19 protein-coding genes are annotated in these 22528 nt (G+C 58.6%); 9 read left to right on the top strand and 10 right to left on the bottom strand.

Translation table 11 applies throughout. The features are described 5' to 3' along the window. Positions 1 to 2: 2 nt before the first annotated feature. Positions 3 to 881 carry a radical SAM protein gene (locus JYB85_RS02050; protein ID WP_207380833.1) on the bottom strand — a complete coding sequence of 293 codons (879 nt, stop codon included), beginning with the start codon at positions 879 to 881 and terminating at the stop codon, positions 3 to 5. 111 nt (positions 882 to 992) lie between these two features. On the opposite strand from JYB85_RS02050, the gene JYB85_RS02045 reads away from it, so the two are divergent. Then, the gene (locus JYB85_RS02045; protein WP_207325280.1) at positions 993 to 1241 is read left to right on the top strand and encodes a hypothetical protein; all 249 of its coding nucleotides are present in this window, start codon (positions 993 to 995) and stop codon (positions 1239 to 1241) included. Positions 1242 to 1299: 58 nt separating this feature from the next. Here JYB85_RS02045 and JYB85_RS02040 read toward each other — a convergent pair whose 3' ends face one another. The 4 genes from JYB85_RS02040 to JYB85_RS02025 all read right to left on the bottom strand — a co-directional run bounded on the left by JYB85_RS02040 (position 1300) and on the right by JYB85_RS02025 (position 4827). Further along, a complete protein-coding gene (locus JYB85_RS02040) occupies positions 1300 to 1617 on the bottom strand; it encodes a putative quinol monooxygenase (RefSeq protein WP_207380832.1) in 318 nt (105 codons plus the stop codon). Next, entirely contained in the window at positions 1614 to 2078 is a 465-nt protein-coding gene (locus JYB85_RS02035; RefSeq protein WP_207381947.1) for a GNAT family N-acetyltransferase, read from the bottom strand. Before JYB85_RS02035 ends, JYB85_RS02040 begins: the two co-directional genes overlap by 4 nt. Positions 2079 to 2171: 93 nt before the next feature. Beyond that, positions 2172 to 3767, bottom strand: coding sequence for a DHA2 family efflux MFS transporter permease subunit (locus JYB85_RS02030; RefSeq protein ID WP_207380831.1), 1596 nt, complete (start codon positions 3765 to 3767; stop codon positions 2172 to 2174). Positions 3768 to 3777: 10 nt separating this feature from the next. Further along, on the bottom strand, positions 3778 to 4827 hold the full coding sequence (locus JYB85_RS02025; RefSeq protein WP_207380830.1) for an HlyD family secretion protein: 1050 nt from the start codon (positions 4825 to 4827) through the stop codon (positions 3778 to 3780). A 100-nt stretch (positions 4828 to 4927) separates the two neighbouring features. On the opposite strand from JYB85_RS02025, the gene JYB85_RS02020 reads away from it, so the two are divergent. The 3 genes from JYB85_RS02020 to JYB85_RS19020 all read left to right on the top strand — a co-directional run bounded on the left by JYB85_RS02020 (position 4928) and on the right by JYB85_RS19020 (position 7434). Next, entirely contained in the window at positions 4928 to 5872 is a 945-nt protein-coding gene (locus tag JYB85_RS02020; RefSeq protein ID WP_207380829.1) for a LysR family transcriptional regulator, read from the top strand. Positions 5873 to 6033: 161 nt separating this feature from the next. Next, positions 6034 to 7062, top strand: coding sequence for a DUF4382 domain-containing protein (locus JYB85_RS02015; RefSeq protein WP_207380828.1), 1029 nt, complete (start codon positions 6034 to 6036; stop codon positions 7060 to 7062). 240 nt (positions 7063 to 7302) lie between these two features. Continuing rightward, on the top strand, positions 7303 to 7434 hold the full coding sequence (locus JYB85_RS19020; protein ID WP_266097106.1) for a hypothetical protein: 132 nt from the start codon (positions 7303 to 7305) through the stop codon (positions 7432 to 7434). A gap of 113 nt (positions 7435 to 7547) precedes the next feature. Here the strand turns inward: JYB85_RS19020 and JYB85_RS02010 are convergent, their stop codons facing one another. Next, positions 7548 to 9041, bottom strand: a complete 1494-nt coding sequence (locus JYB85_RS02010; protein ID WP_207380827.1) for a cytochrome-c peroxidase — start codon at positions 9039 to 9041, stop codon at positions 7548 to 7550. A 257-nt stretch (positions 9042 to 9298) separates the two neighbouring features. On the opposite strand from JYB85_RS02010, the gene JYB85_RS02005 reads away from it, so the two are divergent. After that, positions 9299 to 10186 carry a prohibitin family protein gene (locus tag JYB85_RS02005; RefSeq protein WP_207380826.1) on the top strand — a complete coding sequence of 296 codons (888 nt, stop codon included), beginning with the start codon at positions 9299 to 9301 and terminating at the stop codon, positions 10184 to 10186. Positions 10187 to 10264: 78 nt separating this feature from the next. Here the strand turns inward: JYB85_RS02005 and JYB85_RS02000 are convergent, their stop codons facing one another. Both JYB85_RS02000 and zntR read right to left on the bottom strand, forming a co-directional pair. Then, positions 10265 to 11593 (bottom strand): SO_0444 family Cu/Zn efflux transporter, encoded by a 1329-nt coding sequence (locus JYB85_RS02000; RefSeq protein ID WP_207380825.1) that lies wholly within the window; start codon positions 11591 to 11593, stop codon positions 10265 to 10267. Next, positions 11584 to 12045, bottom strand: coding sequence for a Zn(2+)-responsive transcriptional regulator (gene zntR, locus JYB85_RS01995; RefSeq protein ID WP_207380824.1), 462 nt, complete (start codon positions 12043 to 12045; stop codon positions 11584 to 11586). Before zntR ends, JYB85_RS02000 begins: the two co-directional genes overlap by 10 nt. Before the next feature lie 316 nt (positions 12046 to 12361). Here zntR and purH point away from each other — a divergent pair, with 316 nt between their 5' ends. From purH to JYB85_RS01975, 4 genes are all read left to right on the top strand, one after another. Then, positions 12362 to 13975, top strand: a complete 1614-nt coding sequence (gene purH, locus JYB85_RS01990) for a bifunctional phosphoribosylaminoimidazolecarboxamide formyltransferase/IMP cyclohydrolase (protein ID WP_207380823.1) — start codon at positions 12362 to 12364, stop codon at positions 13973 to 13975. Between the two features lie 57 nt (positions 13976 to 14032). Further along, positions 14033 to 15328 carry a phosphoribosylamine--glycine ligase gene (gene purD / locus JYB85_RS01985; RefSeq protein ID WP_207380822.1) on the top strand — a complete coding sequence of 432 codons (1296 nt, stop codon included), beginning with the start codon at positions 14033 to 14035 and terminating at the stop codon, positions 15326 to 15328. A gap of 292 nt (positions 15329 to 15620) precedes the next feature. Beyond that, the gene (locus JYB85_RS01980; protein ID WP_207380821.1) at positions 15621 to 18824 is read left to right on the top strand and encodes an ImpA family metalloprotease; all 3204 of its coding nucleotides are present in this window, start codon (positions 15621 to 15623) and stop codon (positions 18822 to 18824) included. Positions 18825 to 19037: 213 nt separating this feature from the next. Next, a complete protein-coding gene (locus tag JYB85_RS01975) occupies positions 19038 to 19709 on the top strand; it encodes a hypothetical protein (RefSeq protein WP_207321746.1) in 672 nt (223 codons plus the stop codon). A gap of 59 nt (positions 19710 to 19768) precedes the next feature. Here JYB85_RS01975 and JYB85_RS01970 read toward each other — a convergent pair whose 3' ends face one another. Both JYB85_RS01970 and JYB85_RS01965 read right to left on the bottom strand, forming a co-directional pair. After that, positions 19769 to 20497, bottom strand: coding sequence for a fumarate reductase iron-sulfur subunit (locus tag JYB85_RS01970; RefSeq protein ID WP_207325268.1), 729 nt, complete (start codon positions 20495 to 20497; stop codon positions 19769 to 19771). Then, a complete protein-coding gene (locus JYB85_RS01965; RefSeq protein WP_207380820.1) occupies positions 20494 to 22524 on the bottom strand; it encodes a fumarate reductase flavoprotein subunit in 2031 nt (676 codons plus the stop codon). The genes JYB85_RS01970 and JYB85_RS01965 overlap by 4 nt, the downstream gene beginning before the upstream one ends. Between the last annotated feature and the right edge of the window lie 4 nt (positions 22525 to 22528).

The raw sequence follows: 22528 nt of genomic DNA, 5'->3' as shown, positions 1-22528 counted from the left end.
GGTCACAGGCCCCGTTGCCACTCCTGTCGCAGTGGCAGCAGGCCATCGCGGGCCTGACGCAATTCGTCAAGCAGGCGCGCCTTGTCCCGCCCCAAGATGCCCTTGAGCGCCAGGTAATTGGAAGCATGATCCGAGCGGAATATGGTCTGTCGCAACTCCAGCTGCTCCAGCATCAGCGTCAGCTCATCCAGCAGTCCCCGGGTTGACGGCAGGCGAAAATCCCCCTCATAGCAGGCATCCAGGCGTTGCTTGCCAAGGGGCAGGCTCACCACCAGGGTGCTCAGGTAATGGGGCTGGGCGGCATTCATCAACGCTGCCGATGCCAAGGCATGCTGACGCGACAGCACCTCTCCTCCGAGCCCGGTGAGGATCATCACCGAAGACTTGATCCCGGCAGTGTGCATTTTCTCAAGGGCCGCCAGCGAGGATGCATAGGTCTCCCCCTTGCCGATGCGCCTGAGCACCTCATCGTCACCGCTCTCACAGCCCACATACAGCAATGACAGCCCCAGCTCACGTAAACGCTGCAATTGCTCCGGAGTTTTGTTACTCAGATTGCGCGGCAGGCAATAGCTGCTGATGCGCTGTACGCCGGGCAAGTAATGGTGAATAAGCTCGCAGATGGCTTCCAGGCGGGCAAAGGGCAAGGTCATGGCATCGCCATCGGCCAGGAATACCCGACTGACAGGCCGGCCGCTGGCCGCCACTTGCTGCAGGTCGGCCTCAATCTTGTCGGCCTTGAAGGCACGAAAACGCTTCTGGGGCTGGGTGTACATGTCGCAGAAGGCACACTGATTCCAGCTGCAGCCATTGGTCACCTGCAGGATCAGTGACTTCCACTCCGACGGAGGCCTGAACACAGGCCCTATGTAATCAAGCATGGGCATAACCTAATTGTGCGCGGATTTTGTCGAAAATTTGCGCTGGCTCATATCCCGGACAAGGGATCCTGACTACACTGAATTATTCAGTCAGCTAAAGACGGCAAAATAATGGATTCTGCAGTCACAGGCAATCAGAACAGACGGACGGTTCCGCTCAGCCACGAACAACATTGGCAGGCCATGACGGCCGAACAAAAACTGACCTTGTATCGGCTACAGCCCTGGGGCTACCGGCTGCTGTTTGTTCGCAATCAAGCATCAGCGCCCCTTGCCATTATTGCCCAGGATCAGACCCTGGCCACCCTGAGTGCCGATGGAATCCTGGATACCGAACCCGAAATTGTTCTGCGGCACTGATCTCAGCTCCACAAGAAAAAGCCCCGGTCATTCCGGGGCTTTTCGTATCCGTTAGCTATCAGACGATGATCTCGTGATAGGTTTCCACATGGAAGGACTCCACCAGCTCGGGCATCACCTTGTGGAAATATTCCTGAATGGCGTCCTTGGCACAGTGGGCCTCAAAGGCCGCCACATCGACAAACTTCTCCACAAAGCTAATGCGCCTGGGTTCATCGCGGCTTTGATTCAGTTCATAGCGAATGCAACCGGGTTCACGGCGGGTATCTGGGATCAGGCTGCCCAAGGCCTCAATCAAGGCCACTTCCTTGCCGGGAAAGGCCAGAAAGCTGGCGACACAAACCAGTTGGCTGCGGTTGATGCTGTATTCGGTCATAGCGAACGTCCTTGTTGATAGTGCATGTCCAGATGGGGGATCCCATCCTCAAGATAAACCTCGGAAATGGCTTCAAATCCAAGGCGAGAATAGAAGCCCCTGAGATAGTCCTGGGCTCCTATGGTAATGCCGTATTCGGGCCAGTTGGCCAGAGTTTGGCTTATGGCACGCTGCATCAGCTCCCCGGCCAAACCGGCCCCCCGGGCGCTGGCGGCCACGGCGACCCTGCCTATGCTGGCATCCCGATAGCTCAGTCCCGGCGGCAGCAACCTGGCATAGGCCAGGGGTTGCCCCCCGTCGTCCAAAGCCAGCAGATGCAGGGTGTCGGGGTGCAGATCCTTGCCATCCAGCTCGGGATAGGGGCAGGTCTGCTCCACCACGAACACATCAACCCGCAGCTTGAGCAGACGGTACAGCGTCAGGGTGTCAAGCTGGTCAAAGCGCAGCGATTGCCAATGGATAGATTGCCTTTGAGTCATCGGGCCTCCTTGAAGAATCTCCCGAGTCTAACATCGCTGCAATCGAAGAAAAACCTCTGTTCCCTGACGCCTTTATCAGTGCATACCCTCTACCGCCACGGCCTGGGCAGGTGCCTTTCGGATCATCAGCACAGCAATAACGGCCAGCAACAACAGGGCTCCCATCAGGAAAAACACATCGTTGTAGGCCTGAATATAGGCCTCCCGCGACATGGTTTGTCCCAACAGACTTTGCGCCATGGCATCGGCGCTGACCCAGTTGTTGCCACCGGCAAACAGGCTCTGGCTCTGGTTATTGAGGTATTCCTGGGCCTGGGCACTGACCGCCGGCAGACTTTCGCGGATATGGGCCAGGTGCATTCTGGCCCGGGTATCGGCCACAGTGGCCACCAGTGCTATGCCGAAGGCGCCCCCCAGGTTGCGGATTACGTTCAGCAGGGTTGACGCGCTGGGGGTATCGACGGGCTTAAGGTGCATGGTGGCTATCATGCCTATGGGCACCAGGATAAAAGGCTGGCCCAAGGCCCGCACCACCTGGGACAACACCATTTGGTCACCGGCAAAGTCGAGACTCATGTGGGAATTGAGGTAATAGCTGATGGCAAACAGCAAAAATCCCCAGGCGGCCAAATAGCGGCCATCAAACCTGGCCATCAATTTGGGTACCAGGGGCAGCACCAACAGCTGCGGAAAGCCCATCCACATGATCACCTCACCGATTTCCAGCGGGGTGTAGTTATGGATCTGCGACAGGTATAAAGGGATAAGGTAGATGGCGCCAAACAGGGCCATACCCAGCAGAAAATAAGCCAGCGAAGACAGGGCAAAGTCGCGCTGCGCCAGCAGCCTCAGATTCACCAGAGGATTACTGCGCCGCAGTTGCAGCCATACAAACAACACAAGATTGACCGCGGCTATGATGCTCAGATTGAAGATCAGATCCGAACCAAACCAATCCTTGCGGTTGCCCTCCTCCAGCACCACTTCCAAACAGCCCATGCCCAGCGCCATGGTGATGATCCCCGGCACATCGGCATCCTTGAGCTTGTCCCAGAGGATTGGACGTTTCGGCAGCCCGTAGGCCAGCATATAGAGCACCAACAGGCCCGGCGGTACGTTGATGTAAAACAGGTAATGCCAACTGAAATGCTCGGTCAGCCATCCCCCCAGAGTCGGACCAATGGACGGAGCAAAGGTGGCCGTGACGCCGAACAGCGCCATGCCCGCGGCACGCTTGTCATCGGGCAGGCATTCGAGGATCAGGCGAAAGGCCAAAGGAATGAGCGCGCCACCAAAAAAGCCCTGCAGGGCACGGAAGGCAATCATGGCTTCCAGATCCCAGGCCAGGGAGCAAAGTATCGACGCGAAGATAAAGGCCGCCGTGGTCCACACCAGATAACGGCGCACCGACAAACCGGTGCTGAGCCAGCCCGACAGGGGAATAGCTATCATCTCAGCCACCAGATAGGCGGTGGAAATCCAGGAGCCCTCCTCCAGGGTTGCCCCCAGGCTACCCTGAATTTCCTTCATCGACGCGTTGGTGATCTGAATATCGAGAATCGCCATAAAGGCGCCGATAAGACCGCCGGCCACGGCTATCCAGGCCCGGCGGCCACCGCGCTCATAGCCCGCCTCTACCTGCGGAACCTGCTCTACCGTGATAGTGCTCATCGCTGCCGCCTCAACGCTTGGCCGTGATAGCGGCATCCGTGGTCGCGATTTCGGTATCCACAGACACCACGGCGCTCAGGCCCGGCACCACACGTCCGGCCAGTTCATTGGCATCAAGCCGAATACGCACCGGAATACGCTGCACTATCTTGGTGAAGTTGCCGCTGGCATTTTCCGCCGGCAACAGGGCAAATTTGGCGCCGGACGCCGGTGACAGACTGTCAATGATTCCATTGAAGGAATGGTCGGGAAACGCATCGAGTGACACCTGCACCGGCTGTCCTGGCTGCATGTGCTGGATCTGGGTCTCCTTAAAGTTCGCCGTGATCCACACTGCGCCATCCGGCACCAAACTGAACAGCGCCTGGCCCGGTTGGACATACTGCCCCACCATGGCACCGCGCTTGCCGACAATCCCGGCAAAGGGCGCCCGGATATCGGTATCGGCCAACTGCAGCCTGGCCAATTCAACACTGGCCTCGGCCTGCTCCACATCGGCAGCCACCTGCTGCAGCTGCGCCTGGTATACCGCCAACTCCCGCTCGCGGGCATTCAGGGCAGCCTTGGCCTCGTCAAGACGGGCACTGGCCGCATTGCTGACCGAAGCCAGCTGATCCACGTCATCCTGGGAGCTGTAATTCTTTTGTCTCAGCTTCTGGGCCCGCTCCAGCTGCTGCTGGGCCCGGTTGAGATCGGAACGGGCCGCAGCCACCCCGGCCTGAGCCTGGGCTATGAGCGCTTGCTGCAACACTACCCTGGCGTCGAGGGTGGTTTTCTGGGCCCGAACGCTGCTCAGACTGGCTTCGCTCTGGGCCAGGCGGGCCTTGAACTGACTGTCCTCCAGCTTGGCCAGCAATTGGCCTGCCTGCACATGCTGGTTGTCGGTAATGCTGGAGGCCACCAGGTATCCGGCCACCTTGGCACTGACATGGGAAATGTCGGCTTCCACATAGGCGTTGTCCGTGGTTTCGGTGAAGCGCAACTGGCTCCAGCCATAGCCACCAGCCGCAGCGAGTGCCAGTACCAGGGGCAGAATGATGAGGGCTTTGGACTTGGGCATGAAATAGACTCCTGTGTTAGTGAGTGCTATTGTACGACTGTATCGCCAATATTATTAGTCAGCTAAAATTCAACCCACTGTTCCACAGGTGTAACAATAAATGGATCTCAATCGGGTACAAATTTTCGCCCAAGTGGTCGAACAGGGCAGCTTCACCGCCGCGGCCAACGCCCTGGGGGTCACCAAGGCCACCGTCAGTCGCAAAGTCGCTGAACTGGAAGCGGATGCCGGGGTACAACTTTTGTATCGCACCACCAGGGCACTTAAGCTGACCGAAGCGGGCAGCGAGTATTACAGCCACATCCACAGAATATTGTCGGATCTGCAGCAGGCCGAAGATCTGCTCAGTGCCAGCCAGCTGGACGTGCGTGGCAGCCTGAAAATTGCCTGCCCCATTGAACTGGGGCAACTGGTGCTGGGAAAGGTACTGGCCCGCTTTCTGGCCAAATACCCGGAAATCAATATTGAAGTGGAGCTGACCAACCGCAAGGTGGATCCACTGGAGGAAGGGGTTGATATCCTGTTCCAGATAGCCGAGCCCAAGGACAACCGGCTGCATACCCTGACACTGCTCAACACCCACAAGACGCTGATGGCGAGCCCCGCCTACCTGGCCAAACATGGTACGCCGAGCACACCGGACGATTTGAACCGGCACAAGGCCATACGGCTGCACTCACCCCACATAGACATTGAATGGAGCCTGTTCGACGGTAAACGCTGGGTCACCCTGGAGCCCCTTGCCCAGTTGACGGTCAACAATGTCACCCTGGCACGGGAAGCCGCCATCGAGGGCCTGGGGATAGCCATGGTGCCGACTATGATCGCCCAGGAAGCCCTGGAGCAGGGACTGCTGGTACCTCTGCTGGAAGATTTTCCGATGCGCCAGACCAACGTGACCCTGAGTTACCCCAAACGGGCCTATCTGCCACGCAAGTACCGGGTATTTATCGAATTTATCTACCAGTACCTATTTGCCAACAACGGCGCCGAGGTATTGCAGGTACCCGACTTTATCCAGCGACCTGACGACACGGCCCGCTAAGCCTGTTCTCTTGCCGTTGCCAATAGCGAATGAATTGCGTTTACGCTATGCTGTCCCGAGGACGCGCCCGCCGCGTACCTTGGGTGCAGGGAAGATCCCCAATAATATAAAAGGGATAAGACGTAACTCTGAATAACACAACTCAAGGAGAGTGGTGCATTATGAAATACACTCAAACTTTAATTGCCCTGTCGATTGCCGGTTTACTGAGCGCCTGTGGCGGCGGCAGCGACAGCAAGGGCCCGGACATGGGCCAATTCAGCCTGGGCGTATCTGACAACCCAGCCGATGCCCAGAACGTGGTCATCGCCTTCAAACAAGTGGTGCTCAAAAACAGCAGCACCGGGGAAACCTTCTCTTTCGACGTGTCCAACAGCGGCGCCGCCAAGCAGGTGGACCTGCTTGAATTCCAGGGCAGCTCGGCAGAATCCCTGGTGACCGGGGTACAGGTTCCTTTCGGCACCTACCAAATGTGCATCTATATGCAGAACAACGAAGTCTTTGACGCCAGCGGTTCCTATGTCAAAGACGGTGATGGTGCCGATCTGGGTCTGGTGACCAACAGCAATGGCAGCTGTGGTGGCACGGGCGCCGATGAAGCCGGTACCGGCCGACTGTTCTTCAATAAATCATTCACCATTGCCGCCGGCGCCAACAACTATGTGGCTGAATTCGATCTCGGTCGCGGTATTGTCGGCCCACACGGCAACAAGGATTACTGGACCCTCAAGCCCACCTCGGTGCAACTGGTTAACACCGCCGAAGTCGGCGCCATCAATGGTCAGCTGAGTGACGACATTATGACTGCCTGTGAAACCGCCGCCGGTGGTTCCGAATTCAGTCATGCCGTGTACCTGTATCCCGATGCGACTGAGCTGGAAAACATGAGCGACGTCCGTCTTGCGGCCACTGCGCCCCAGGTATTGCCAGTGGCTTCCGCCCGGGTCAACGAGATCCTCAACGAGCAACAGCAGGTCACGGGCCACAGCTATGAGTTTGGTTTTGTGGTCGCCGGCAGCTACAGCCTGGGTTATACCTGTGTGGCTCAGAACGACGATCCCGAAGCCGATGATGCCCCGACAGATGTGGAAATGCCTTTCTTCATCCATGCCGATGAGCAGGGTGTCAGCGTGACTCAGGGCACCACCACCACCCGCAATCTGCCGATGGATTTCGTACCCGCTACCTAATCCAGTCGCAGTAACCAGCCCCGATATTATCCGGGGCTTTTTTATTGCTGTTTTTTTAGTCTTATTACGTCTAATACAATCACTAAATATTCTATCGAAACAGGGCTCACACGGCGGCAGCCGCGGCTTACACTGAGGCGTAGCCTACATTTTTGTCAGGCACCACACAGAGGGATATCCAGGCCCCCTGCGCTGTCAGTGAGAACTTATAACGCGACCCTTCGGGACATGGAGCAGACTATGAGTAAAGAGCACAGAAGCAGCAAGAATCAGAAGAAACAACCCTTGATGACGGCCAAGGAAAAACGCGCCGCCAAGCATGCCAAAAAACAGGGCGCAGCCCCAACCAGAGTTGAGAACATCAACAAGTAGCAAAGGCGTTAAGCATACCCCGCAAGAGTCAATCGGTCTCAAATTCTCGGGTGGCACGCCGTCACAAAAAAGGCACTCATATGAGTGCCTTTTTACTTCAGCTTGACTCGCTATTACTCGAATTTGGCATGCAATTGCATACTGTCGGGATCGGTTGTGGTATCGGACGGGATCCACTTGGCCAGACAGGCAGTGTCCAACACGCACCTGTCGGTCAGGGTCGCGAGAAAGGCCAGCAGTTGGTCCACTTGCGCCTCCGTCAGCGCCACATCCTGCAATACCGGCGCCCCCATGGTGCGATCGGCCATTAACTTGTCCAGGGCCGCCTGGGTATTGACCAGCATCTTGTCCCCCTGCACGCCTTGCTGGGCTATGGCATTCGCCTGCTGATAGTTGGCCACCGACTCGGCCGCGTTCAGGTGATGTTTGACCATATCCCTCAGGCTGTCGAAGGCACCACTGTGACCGTAGGGTGCAGTTTCGGTGACGTTCAGCAGGGTTGGGGTACGGAAGGCAAAGCGATCGCGCTCTTCCTTGCTAACCCGGAACCGACCAAAGTCATTGCTGCCATCCGCTCCATCGCCCTTGCCACGGCCCAACTGAGGCAGGGCAATATTGTGATGGCGCTCATCGGTAAAGAAGTCGCCCCTATGACAGGAAGCGCAGTCGGCACCGCCCTGCTCCTGCGAAGCGAAGAACAGCTGCGCTCCCTGCTTGGCCTCAAAAGTGATGGCAGCGTCATCGCCCTTGACGAAATCACGCCAGGGCGTATCGACAAACACCTGGCTGCGTTCATATTCGGCAATGGCACCGAAGAGATTTTCTTCGGTGATCAGGGATTCCGCTGTCCCCTCCGGCTGCCCCAATCCCAAACGGAATGCCTCAAGCCATTGGTTTTCGGTTAAATCTGCATTGTCCCCCCTGAGGCGAGCCACCAGGTAAGCGCGAATAGCAGCATTGTTAAGATCGCCCTTATGGTGTCCCTTCATTTCCTCATTGGAGGTGACGGGGAAGCGTGTCTGGGCCTGTACCAAATTGACGGCGTTGGTATCCGCGCTCAACCTGTCAACAGAATCCGGTGTCACTATGCTGGTGCCTTCTCCGTTGGCGCGCGGCGTTGCCTCCAGACTTTCGATACGACTGTCGTGAAAAATGCTGCGATCCCACAGGGCAATGTTAAAGGTGGTAGGGGCATTGCGCGGCACTGTTGGGCCACCATCAAAAGCGGTCCCTGCCGAGCTGTGCTCCCGCCCCGGTCCCAACAAATCGGGATCAACGGCTTCGACCCCGACAGGCAAACTGAGATCATCACCACCACCGAGCAAGGGGTGGTGGCAAGTCACACAGGCAGTATCCATCTCACCGCTGAGGGCCTTGGTGAAAAACAACTTCATGCCCAGCTCGGCCTTGGGATTATTCTCCATGGCGGGTAAGCTGCGCCCTTCGGAGGGGTCCCCCCTGAGCCCCAATTCACTCACAGTCTGGCGCAGGGTTTGGGTCAGCAGTTGTTCTTCACTCGGCTCCGGCGGAGTATTGTCCTTGTCACTACCGCACGCCCCCAACAGGGTTGCCGCGGCCATACAGATAGCCAATTTTCGCATTTCCATGCTTATATTCCTTGTTTATGCAGCCAAAAACGCTGGTTTTGTAAAATTTTGGTTAACGCTATAGGAAGTCACTGTGGCACACAAGCCTGACCAGGCCACCAGCCTGGGTCGAAATCGCATCACATTCTGATAAATGTACTTATATAACGGCAACTTGCCCCACCCACGCTATTGGGTTAGATTGCCTTTACTACGACAGCTGTCGGCAACATTTTGGCCATTCAGGGCCACACTCACCTCTTCGCAAGGAACGCCCGATGTTAAAAAGCGAGACTCCAAACCCCATTGCCAATCACCTTGGCAAGATCATTCCCGCAGTGCTGCTGTTACTCTTGTTCATTACCTTTTTGGGCAGTTGGTACACTGTCGATCAGGGCGAACGTGGCGTGCTGCTGCGTAACGGCAGGGTCATTGGCACGGCGGAGCCAGGTCTTGGCTTCAAGATCCCCCTGATAGACACTGTGGTGAAGATATCCACCCAAACCCACACCACCAGCTATGGCACACTGCAGGCATACAGTCGCGATCAGCAGCCGGCAACCCTGAAAGCCTCGGTCACCTACAGCGTGCCACCGGACAGGGTTGAAGAAGTGTATGCCAATTTCAAAAGCATTGATGCCATGGTGGCACGCCTGCTCGACAGACAGGTCCCCACCCAGGTGGAGAACATCTTTGGTAAATACACGGCGATTTCCGTGGTACAGGAAAGGATCAAGTTCGGCATAGACGTTACCGACGCCATAGTGCATGCGGTGAAGGGCCCGATTGAGATCACCTCGGTACAGATAGAAAACATCGACTTCAGCAACGCCTACGAGAAATCCGTCGAGGACAGGATGCGCGCCGAGGTCGAAGTACAAACCCAGTTGCAGAATCTGGAAAAAGAAAGGGTCAGTGCCCAAATTGCGGTAACCCAGGCCCAGGCTCAGGCAGACTCACAACTGGCCCGAGCCAAAGCCGAGGCCGAGAGTATCCGCATCAAGGGTGAAGCCGAAGCCTCGGCCATCAAGAGCCGCGCCGAGGCACTGGCACAAAACTCCAACCTGGTGGAACTGACCAAGGCCGAAAAATGGGATGGCAAACTGCCAACCACAGTGCTGCCAAATGGCACCCTGCCCTTTATCGACGCCATGAAAGGCAACTAAGACTGAAATAGATGGCCCGAAATAAAAAATCCCCGCATCAGAAACACTGGGTGGGGATTTTCTTTTTCAATAACGAATTCAGGAACAACAGTCGCCGGCAGCTTTTTTACGCCGCGGCAGTTTTTGCCACAGCGCCCTTCCCATCAGGGCAGCGAGCAGCAGGCCGCTGATGGCCACCAGAGCCGGCGATAACATGGCATGCTCGGCACCGATCTGCGGCGCCACCTCAAAGCCAAATTCATCCACCAGCAGATTGACCAGCATACCGGCCACCAGTGCCACGCCCAGCACACCGCCGAGGTAACCATAGAGGGCGCGCTTGCCAAGCTCCTTGGTCACCACCCCCAGGGTGGCAATATTGGTCGCAGGACCGGCCATCATAAACACCAACACGGCACCGGGAGAGACACCGGCCAGCAACAGCCCTGCGGCAATGGGTGTGGACGCGGTAGCGCAGATATACATGGGAACGGACACAAGCACCATCACCAGCATGGCCAGTATGCCATTGCCCCACTGGGCCAGATAATCGGCAGGTACATAGGTTTGCACCAGAGCGGCAAAGAACAGCCCCACCAGCAGCCAAAGGGCAGTATCGCTTACCAGGTCTGTGGCGGCGTATTGCAACCCACGGACTACCTTTGCCGGAACTGACGTCTCCTCCTTTACCGCCGAGCCTGAATCGCAGCAGGAAGTGCTTGTCGCAGTGCTTTCACCGGCACAGCAAGAGGAGACGGCCACAGCAGCAGAACTGTCGCAACAAGATTCCGCCTTTGGAGCGTTGTCGCAGCAGCTTTCAACCTTGGGGGCGCAGCTGCTTGAAGTTTCAGCCTTCGGCGCACAACAGCTGTCGGTTTGCGCCTTGGCCTGGGGCTTGAACGACGCCGCTGCCAGGGGAGCCAAAGTCGCGGGCGCAGCCATCATGGGGGTGAAACGGCTGGAGGAAGCGGCAGGTACCTTGTCGCCCGCGCAGCCATCGGCAGTGGCCTTTGGAGTTGCTGACTGTACTGCGTCATCATCGCGGCCCACCAGCATACCGGCCACTATGGCACTGGTAACCGCCGCTATGGGCCGCACTATGGCCATAAAGGGACCGAGCAATACGTAGGATACGGTAACCGAGTCGACGCCTGTTTCCGGGGTCGATACCAGGAAAGAGGTGGTGGCAGCCTTGGAGGCGCCACTGCGGCGCAGGCCCACGGCGGCCGGGATCACCCCGCAGGAGCACAGTGGCAGCGGAGCCCCCAACAGCGCCGCCTTCACCGTGGCCTTGAAGCCGTGGCCACCCAGTTGCCTTTGCATCCATTCCATGGGCACAAACACCTTTAGCAAGCCGGCCAGGATCAGGCCCAACAGCAGCCAGGGCGCCGACTCCAGAAACAGGTGAAGAAAATTGGTCAGCAACATGGTTTATTGTCCTTGTCTGCGATGTGTTGGTGAGATTCAGGCCTGACCTGATGATTGGTTTCCAGCGCTTCCAGAATGGAGCAATGCATAGCACTCTCGGGGCCGCCGCAACAGGCATCCGACAAGCGTTGCAATGAATCACGAAACGCCGAGAGTTCGGCAATCCTGGCGCTGACCTGCTCCAACTTGTCGTCCACCATGCCCTTGACGTCGGCGCAGGCCCAGTCGGCCTTATTCAGCTCAATGGACAGCAGCTCGGTGATCTCGCTCAGGGTAAAACCCACGGCCTTGGCCCGCAGAATGAATCTGAGCCTGGCGGCATCCTCACTGCTGTACAGCCGGTAGCCAGAATCGCTGCGCATCGAGGGCGAGAGCAGCCCGTGCTTTTCGTAAAATCTCAAGGTGTCGGCCTTTACCTCACAGAGGTCGGCCAGTTCGCCAATCCGGTACATTTGCCTTACCCGATAATGCATCTGATAGGGTGATTATAAACCTTGGAGTTAAATCCAAGGTCAAGGGTTATTTCCACTTGTGCTGTTCTCGGCTGTGTTCGCAGAGCAATATTGTGAAATCGCGCAGAAAAAAAACCGCAATCGGCAGTTTTACGGTAGAATACGCGCGCCGAAACGGCACCCTGGCATACCAATAAAGTCCGATATAGGGACACCCGAGGGACTTTTGGAAAGCATTCCGGCATCAAAACCTTTGATGCTGTTTTGTTTTCCGAAAGATCCTTGAACCCTAAAAAAGCGGAAAACTGTACCCAAAATGAATAACGCCAGACCCATTCGTCGCGCGCTGCTGAGCGTGTCCGATAAAACAGGTATCCTCGAGTTCGCCCAGGCACTGCATGCCCAGGGCGTGGAACTGCTGTCCACCGGCGGCACAGCCAAGCTGCTGGCCGACAACGGCGTGCCTGTGATCGAAGTTTCTGACTACACAGGTCACCCTGAGATCATGGACGGTCGGGTCAAGACCCTGCACCCCAAGGTGCACGGTGGCATTCTGGCGCGCCGCGGTCTGGACGAAGACGTGATGGCCGCCAACAACATAGGCCCCATAGATCTGGTGGCCGTTAACCTGTATCCCTTTGCCGCTACCGTGGCCAAGCCCGGCTGCACCCTGGAAGACGCCATCGAGAACATCGATATCGGCGGTCCTACCATGGTGCGCGCTGCTGCCAAGAACCACAAAGACGTGGTGATTGTGGTGAACGCCAAGGACTACGACAGGGTGCTGGCCGAAATGAGCGCCAACGGTGGCTCAACTACCCACGCCACCCGTTTCGATCTGGCCATTGCCGCCTTTGAGCACACCGCCGCTTACGATGGCATGATTGCCAACCACTTCGGCACCCTCGTACCACCGCACGCGGTAAATGGGGCTCCTGCCCACAGCGACGACGAGTGTCACGACGACTCCAAGTTCCCCCGCACCTTCAACACCCAGCTGGTGAAGAAGCAGGATCTGCGCTACGGCGAAAACAGCCATCAGAGCGCCGCCTTCTACGTGGATCTGAACACGGACGAGGCCTCAGTGGCCACCGCCACTCAGCTGCAAGGTAAGGCACTGTCCTACAACAACATCGCCGATACCGATGCGGCGCTGGAGTGCGTGAAAGAATTCGACGCCCCGGCCTGCGTTATCGTCAAGCACGCCAACCCCTGTGGTGTGGCCCTGGGCGACAACCTGCTGGACGCCTACAACCGCGCCTACAAGACAGACCCAACCTCCGCCTTCGGTGGCATCATAGCCTTTAACCGCGAGCTGGATGCCGAAACCGCCGCCGCCATCGTTGAGCGTCAGTTTGTGGAAGTGATCATCGCCCCCGTGGTCAGCCAGGCCGCCCGCGACGTGGTTGCCAAGAAAACCAACGTACGCCTGCTGGAATGCGGTCAGTGGACCGGCCAGACCAAGGGCCTGGACTACAAGCGCGTAAACGGTGGCCTGCTGATCCAGGACCGCGACCAGGGCATGGTGAGCGAGGCCGATCTCAAGGTCGTGTCCAAGCGTCAACCCACAGCGGCCGAGCTGAAAGATCTGATGTTCTGCTGGAAGGTAGCCAAGTTCGTTAAGTCCAACGCCATCGTTTACGCCAAAGACGGCATGACAATCGGTGTGGGTGCCGGCCAGATGAGCCGCGTCTACAGCGCCAAAATAGCCGGTATCAAGGCCGCCGACGAAGGTCTGGTGGTTGAAGGCTCTGTGATGGCTTCCGACGCCTTCTTCCCGTTCCGCGACGGTATCGACGCCGCGGCCGCTGCCGGTATCAGCTGCATCATCCAGCCCGGCGGTTCCATCCGCGACGAGGAAGTGATTGCCGCCGCCGACGAGCACGGCATGGCCATGGTGTTCACCAACATGCGCCACTTCCGCCACTGATAAAGTTCAGGCAGCCTACGGGCTGCCTTTCGCATTCAAGTTATAAGGAATAAGCAGATGAAAATCCTCGTGATTGGCAGTGGTGGACGCGAACATGCCCTGGGCTGGAAAGCTGCCCAAAACCCTGCTGTTGAAACCGTATTCGTTGCTCCAGGCAATGCCGGTACCAGCCTGGAGCCCAAGCTGGAAAACGTCGCCATCGAGGCTACCGACATCCCTGCCCTGCTGGCCTTTGCCAAAGAAAGCAAAGTAGACCTGACGATTGTTGGCCCCGAAGCGCCGCTGGTGATTGGTGTGGTGGATGCGTTCCGCGCCGAAGGCCTGACCATTTTCGGTCCCACCCAGGGTGCTGCCCAGCTGGAAGGTTCCAAGGCCTTTACCAAGGACTTTTTGGCTCGCCATAACATCCCTACCGCGGATTATCAGAATTTCACCGAAATCCCACCAGCCAAGGCCTTTGTAGCCACACTTGCCGCAAAAACCGGCTTCCCCGTGGTGATCAAGGCCGATGGTCTGGCCGCCGGTAAGGGCGTGATCATCGCTCAGGACCAGGCCGAGGCGGATGCCGCCATCGACGATATGCTGGCCGGCAACAAGTTCGGCGACGCAGGTTCCCGCGTGGTGGTGGAAGAGTTCCTCAAGGGCGAAGAAGCCAGCTTCATCGTTATGGTCGACGGCAAAAATATTCTGCCGATGGCCACCAGCCAGGATCACAAGGCCCGCGACAATGCCGACCACGGTCCCAACACCGGCGGCATGGGTGCCTACTCCCCTGCCCCCGTGGTGACCCAAAGCGTACACGACTGGGTGATGGCCAACGTCATTCGCCCTACCGTGGATGGCATGGCAGCCGAAGGCAATGTCTACACAGGTTTCCTCTATGCCGGTCTGATGGTCGACCCTCAGGGCGAAGCCAAGGTGCTGGAATACAACTGCCGCTTCGGCGATCCCGAGACTCAGCCCATCATGATGCGCCTGAAATCTGATCTGGTTGAGCTGTGTCTGGCTGCCTGCCGTGGTGAACTGGACCAGGTAACCGCCGAGTACGACAGCCGCGCCGCCGTAGGCGTGGTGCTGGCCGCCGGTGGCTATCCAGACGACTATCGCAAGGGCGATGTGATTGAAGGTCTGTCCCTTGGCAACACAGACGCCAAGGTGTTCCATGCCGGCACCAAGATGGTCGATGGCCGCGTGGTCACCAACGGTGGCCGCGTGCTGTGCGCTACCGCCCTTGGCAACAGCGTGACCGAAGCGCAAAAAGCCGCCTATGCCCTGGTGGATGAAATCCATTGGGACGATGTCTACTTCCGCACCGACATAGGCTACCGCGCCATCGCCCGCGAAAAGCTGTAAGTCATCCGCGAATAGCGGTAACAAGCGCACTCCGAAAAGCCGGCATCTGCCGGCTTTTTTGTACCTGTTTTCCGAGCCTGCTTTCGGTGACTGCTTACTGTGACTATTCTCAGTGACCAAAAATTGACGATCGCCAAATACAACATACTGTAAATGAAAGGTTTTTATCGTTTACCCTAACTGGTTAAACCCCATTGTGGCCGCTACAATGGGCAGCGCTATTAACCAGAGCAGCAATCCCTTGATAGCCACACCCTGATAACTGATACCAAAAAAATAATAAGGACATCCCATGAAACTCAAACTTTTGGCGGCCAGCGTTACAGCGCTGCTGAGCGCCTGCGGAGGCGGTAGCGAAGGCACAGATACCAGCCAACCCGCAGCCACAACGCCAACGACCACCTTCTACACCGCCAGCGCCAGCGCCGGTGTCGGCGGCCGGCTGAGCCCGGCCAGCCTCAGCATAGAGTCAGGCAAACAAGGCACCTTCAGCGTCAGTGCCGACAGCGGTTATGTGCTGGACAGCATCTCGGGTTGTGGCGGCGACCTCAACGGCAACAGCTACACCACGGCCGCCATGGGCGCCGATTGCAGCGTCAGTGCAGGCTTCATTACCAATGCTGAAAACGCCATCCGCCATCAGGATCACAGTCTGGCCTCCGATGCTGAGCTGATAGACTTCGCCAGGGATCAGATAAGCGACGCCGAGACCAAGCGCCTGGCCTTGGTGGACCAGATGTTCCAGGGGATATCCAGCATCAACTGGCACCCCAGCCACGACTCCATCACCTTCAGCAGCTATCTGCCGGGCACTACCTTCACCCTGCTGCCACTCAACGTTGACGGCAGCGGCAACCCCGCCACCGGCGGCCTGGTGATGGTCAGCGACATGGAGCCACAACGTATGGCGGCCATGGCGGCCAACATGTTCTCGGTGGACACCTCAACAGGCACAGACCTGCTGCTGAAACAGCTCATCCACTGGCTGACCCGCGGCCAGGACCAGCAGGACGGGCTGTCGGTGGTGACCGCCCAGGTGCCCAGCAAGGCCGACAGCTGGTACTTCCCCCACAACGAGGCCATCCGCAGCTGGCTGGCGAGCAATTACCCGGACAGCCACAGCATCAACGAGGCCAACGTCTGTGACTATCAGGCCCTTGGCCGCTGTATCGACGAGCGCAAACCGGACCTCATCCTCCTCAGCGACATAGACCGCGAGTCCCTGGGCCACGCCGGCCTAGCCGCAGCGCTGGAAAAGGCCAAGGCCGCCGGTATTCCGCTGCTGCTGGCCAACTATGAGCGCGAAGAGAGCGCCATGCTGGCGCCCCTGTATCGTCAGATGGGCCTGGCCACCCGTGGCAACTACTGGGGCAATCGCCATGCGGCCAACCTCAGCGTCGACGCCATTAAGGCCGCCGATCCCGACCTCATTGCGGTAGATACCCTGCTGGGCAACCTGCGCAGCGGCCACTTCGACACAGCGCTGCTCAGCGACTGTGGCGGCAACTTCCTCTACTGTGACAGCGCCGATTTCGCCGCAGCCTTCAAGACCGGTGCCGACTGGCTGCGCGGCGCCGCCAAGACCCTGGATCACAGCGACGCCAACCCCTTCGACAACGTTAAGCTGCAATTGCTGCAGGCCAATCTGCTGCTGGCAGACAAGTACCGCGCCGCCATTGACTACCCAATAGCCTGGGAAGAACACCAGGCCTGGCAGCAGGCGATGTTTGCCGACTGGCTGGTGAGCTACGCCAGACCCAACAACCCAGCCCAGCCGGATCTGGGTGAGTTTGTCACCGACCGCAGCAACCTGGCCAAGGGCAGCAACGCCGGCTACGCCCTGCCGGTCACAGAGACCGAGCGGCGCCAGATAGCCGTGCCCTACGCGGGCCAGTGGACCACCACCGGCTGGTATGCCCTTCCGGGGCAACGCATCACCCTGACCCGGCATGACAATCACGATGTGTCGGCCGAGATCAAGCTCAACTACCACAGGTCCAACACCAACAGGGCCTTCCAGCAGCACGTCTACCGCGGCCCGCTGGAGCTGGCAACCCAGCGCCTGGTGCTCGCCCCCGGCCAGAGCCTGAGCTTCTCCAGCCCCTATGGTGGCCCCATCTACCTGTACCTGGCCGGCAACGCCGCCGAGGTCAGCGTCGATGTCACCGCCGAAGGCATAGCCCACCACCCCAGCATCCTGGACTTCTCCAGCCAGGCGCAAATCGACAAGTTCAACCAGCAGATCCAGACCACTGAGCTGCCACACGTGGACCTGCGCACAGACGGCGCCGAACAGCACCTGCGCCGGGACCGTTTCCTGGGGGCCATAGGCGGCAATATCCCGGATGTGACCGCGCTGCTCAGGAGCATAGTCGACGACCATATCAACAGCGTCTACACCCTGGCCGGGCTCAAGATCCAGGGCAAGACCCTGGCCGAGTCGCTGCCGGCGGACGTCAGGAGTGCCTGTAGCAATCTGCTCGGCGCCAACTGCCTGGATGCAGGCCTCAACACCCGCAAGATCATCCAGCACGCCAACTACGACCAAAACGCCCACTGCGGCGGCGGCTGTAGCGGTAACCCCTGGGACGCCTCCTGGGAAATCAGTCCCACCGGCTGGGGCGATAACCACGAGCTGGGCCACAACCTGCAGACCAACCGTCTCAATGTGCAATACGCCGCCGCGGCCGATACCGACAACTGGCCCGGCTACGGCAGCCGCGCCGGGGAAAACTCCAACAACATCTTCCCCTACTTCGTGAAGTGGAAGAGCCACTATGTCCGTGACGGCAGCAGTGACCCCATCACAGACGGCCACATGAACCACAAGGATCTGTTCTACGCCTTCATGTCTGACGCGGCCAAGCTGACCGACGGCAGCGGCAACCGGGTGGTGTTGGCCCCCAACTGCCAAGCCATGGACAGCGGCGCCGACAGGTACGAGGCCCCCTGGAAGAGCAACGCCTACGCGGTGCACAACGGCTATCGCATGGCCTTCTATGTGCAGATGGTGCTGCGGGCCCACCGCATGACCCTGGCCGACGGCACTGTGCTCGAAAACGGCTTTAACCTGGTCACCCTGCTGTACCAGCACAGCCGCATCTTCGGCAAGTATGCCAACCAGACCGACTGGGATGCCCACAAGGACAGCCTCGGCTTTGGCCTGTTCCCCTACAGCGGCCACGCCGTCTACGGTGGCCGCACAGTGGCGGGCATTCCGGGCAACGACTTTATGCTGGTGTCCCTGAGCAAGCTCACCGGCATCGACTGGCGCAGCCACTTCGACCTGCTGGGTCTGAGGTACTCCAGCCTGGCGGCGGCCCAGGTAGCGGCCAACGCCGGCAAGGGCGCCCTGCCCATGGGCATGTATGTGCTGGAGACCAACCTGCCACCGGCCAACATGAGCAGCGGCCTGAGCTTCCTGCCCCTGTCCGTGAGCGATGGCAGTACCCTATGGCAGGATGGCAGCTCACCGGTCAGCTGCCCCAAACCCTGAGCCCTTATCCCTGAGCTCTTGTCCCTGAGCTCTTGTCCCTGAGCTCTGCCAATGAGCTAACAGACAGAAAACGCACCCAAGTGGTGCGTTTTTTAACGCCGATCAACAAATGTAATGAAAAAGTTGCAAACATTTGAGTGCCGGTGCCGCGACAGGCATACTTATACCCGCGCCCAAGGCGCCAAAGGAATTACTAACACTCAAGGAGCACACATGAAGCATTTACTGGCGGCCATCATGGCTATTACGGCCCTTTCTGGCTGCGTATCCGCCATCCCCATCAAAGAACAAGTCCCCACCCCGGAATACGTACCGAGCAAATCCGTGATCGTTGCCGTGGTTGACGAAAGACCACAATTGGCGGAAGGCAAACCAGCCAACTTTATCGGCGTTGCCCATGGCGCCTTCGGCATCCCGGTCGATTGGCACGTACATCAGGTTTTGGCCACTGAAAAGACAGACAAAGAGCTGACCCTGGCCCAATGGTTGGAAAATCGCATAGTCAATGGCCTGAGCAGCAAGGGCTGGCAGGTCAAGGCCGTGCCCTTCAAGGCTCTGCCAACGCCGGTTGAAGCCAGTGATGTTCTGAAACAAAATCAGGCATCCGAGCTGATGGTGCTGGTACTGAAAGACTGGTACTTCAGCATTAACCTCAACTGGGTGAGCGCCTTTAACTTCGATACCGACACCCACCTGCACGTATTTGAAGACGGTGCCGGCGAAGTGCTGTACAAGCAGATTAAAGAGCGTGACGTGATTGACGAGAAAGCCTCGGAATCGCCACAGAACAACGTGCTGCGCGCCTACCGCGATCAGCTGCAACAGATCTTTGCCGATCCCGAGCTGCGTGCCATCGCCATCGGCGAACAGGCGCCAAGACTCTGATCCCAAGGAATAAAAAAGCCGGTGCATGCACCGGCTTTTTTATCTCTGCCAAACATCCACTACAACAGGGTCGAGGCCATCTTGCGTCTCAGGTAAGCAATCTGCTGCATGTGCGGCAGATCCTTGGGGCAGTTGTCCTGACAGCCCAGCAAGGTCATGCAACCAAAGACCCCGTCCTGGTTGCCTATCACATGGTAAAAATCATCGGCGCTGCGGCTGTCGCGGCTGTCTAGCTCGAAGCGGGCAATCTTCATCATGCCCACGGCACCGACAAAGGTGTCGCGCATCTGCTTGGTGGCACAGGCGGACACGCAGACGCCACATTCGACACAGCGCTCCAGCTCATAGAGTTTGGCGGCCTCCTGGGGATCCATGGGATCTTCCAGCCGATGGATATCATGGTCACCGGCCTTGGGATGCAGCCACAGCTCCAGTCGCTCCGCCAGCTCACGCATAAACTTGCCTGTGTTAACCGACAGATCGCCAATCAACTCAAAGCCCGGCAGGGGCATCAGCCTGAAGCTGCCCTCGGGATACTTGGCGGTCAGGGTGCGACAGGCCAGGGTCGGCATGCCATTGATCACCATGGCACAACTGCCGCAGATCCCGGCGCGGCAGACAAAATCAAACTGCAGCGAGGGATCCTGCTCCTGACGCAAACGGTTGAGGGCGATAAACACCGTCATGCCCGGGGTTTCTTCCAGTTCATAACGCACCATTTTCGGGCTGTCGCCCTCATCCTGGGGGTCGTAACGGAAAATATCGAAATTTAAGATACGGCCAGTCATGAGTTGTCGTCTCCGGCTAAATTGGGTTCCACTGGGGGCGGCAGCACACAAACGGGCGCCAGTCTGTCGGCCAAACGTTCATTGGCGGGCATCAGCGCTGCCGGCAATTCAAAGGGCATCAGTGCTGCCTGGCGCTGTTCACGGCTGGCATTGGGCCCGAGGCCTTCCAGGATGCTTTCTATCTCGGCCAGCCGCAGCGGCGTGTCTGGATGGTGGATGGCGTTGTCGGCACCATAGCCGCGATAACCCGGCGGCAGCTCCATTTGCATCACATCCAGCTTCTCGTAGCTGAGTACCGGCATCAGGGCCTCGGCATCGGGCCAGGTGGCCAGGGTGCGGCTCAGCCAGTCCCTGTCATTGCGCTGGGGATAATCCTCCCGGGCATGGGCGCCGCGGCTTTCGGTGCGTGCCGCCGCGCCACTGGCAACAGTGATGGCCACCTTGAGCATGCGCCGCACCCGCAGCGCTTCCACCAGCTCTGGATTGGCATGGCGTTTCTTGCAGCTCACCCCCAGATCCCGTGAACGCTTGAGCAATGCCTGCAACTCGATCACCGCCTTGTCCAGCTCGGGGCCGTTACGGAAGATGCCGACATAGTCCATCATGATGCGCTGCATTTCCTGCTTGAGATCCCAGGCCTTTTCCTGGCCGTTCCCCTCCAGCAGCTGATCGATTTCGGCGCGCACCTTGTCGACAAATTGCTGCGCCAATGCGGTATCCAGCACCAGGGGCTCGTCCTCGCAGAAGTCCGCCACATACTTGCCGATAATCATGCCACCGACCACGGTCTCGGCCAGCGAATTGCCACCCAGGCGGTTGAAGCCGTGCATATCCCAACAGGCGGCCTCGCCGACACTGAACAGGCCCTTAAGCTGCGGACTCTGGCCCTGGGCCATGGTGCGGATGCCGCCCATGGAATAGTGCTGGGTCGGCCGCACCGGGATCCAATCCTTGGCCGGATCTATGCCGAGGAAGTTTTCACAAATTTCCTTCACTTCCCGCAGGTTGGTCTCTATGTGCTCACGGCCCAGCAGAGTAATGTCGAGCCACAGATGGGGGCCATAGGGGCTGTCGACGCCCTTGCCCTTGCGCATATGCTCGGTCATGCGCCGGGAGACCACGTCCCGGGATGCCAGCTCCTTCTTCTCCGGCTCATAGTCCGGCATAAAACGGTAGCCGTCCTTGTCCCTGAGCAGGCCGCCGTCACCGCGACAGCCCTCTGTGGTCAGAATGCCCACGGGCACTATGGCCGTGGGGTGAAATTGCACCGCCTCCATGTTGCCAAGGGCGGCAACCCCGGTCTCCAGCGCCAGCGCCTGCCCTATACCCTCACAGATCACCGCATTGGTGGAGACGGAGTAAATCCGGCCGTAGCCACCGGTGGCTATGGTGGTGGCCTTGGCGATATAGGCCCGCAATTCACCGGTGATAAGACAGCGGGCCACCACTCCGTGGCAGCGGCCACCGTCATGGATCAGCGCCAGGGCTTCCACCCGTTCGTGCACCGGGATGTCGAGTGAGATGGCCTTGTTATCCATGGCATACAGCAGCGAATGGCCTGTACCATCGGCGGTGTAGCAGGTGCGCCACTTCTTGGTGCCACCGAAATCCCGGGCATTGATCAGGCCATGGGCTTCCTCGGCCTCTTCCAACGTAATGCGTTCGGCATTGACCACCACCTCCCGCGGCCCCTTGGTGACCCGGGTCCAGGGCACGCCCCAATGGGCCAGCTCACGCACCGCCTTGGGGGCACAGTGGGCAAACATCCGAGCCACCTGCTGATCGCAGCCCCAGTCGGAGCCCTTCACCGTATCCTGAAAATGCACGTCCTCGTTGTCACCCATGCCCTTGACCGTGTTGCCCAGACTCGCCTGCATGCCCCCCTGAGCGGCGGCGGAGTGGGAACGCTTGGCAGGAATGAGCGACAACACCAAGGTGTCCAGCCCCCGCTGTTTGCAGGCGATGGCCACCCTGAGTCCGGCAAGACCGGCACCTATGACCAGCGAGTCGGTATAAATAATTTTCACTGTG

This window comes from Shewanella sedimentimangrovi, from assembly GCF_017354965.1.
Lineage (GTDB): Bacteria > Pseudomonadota > Gammaproteobacteria > Enterobacterales > Shewanellaceae > Shewanella > Shewanella cyperi.
This window is presented reverse-complemented; position numbering and strand designations above follow the sequence as displayed.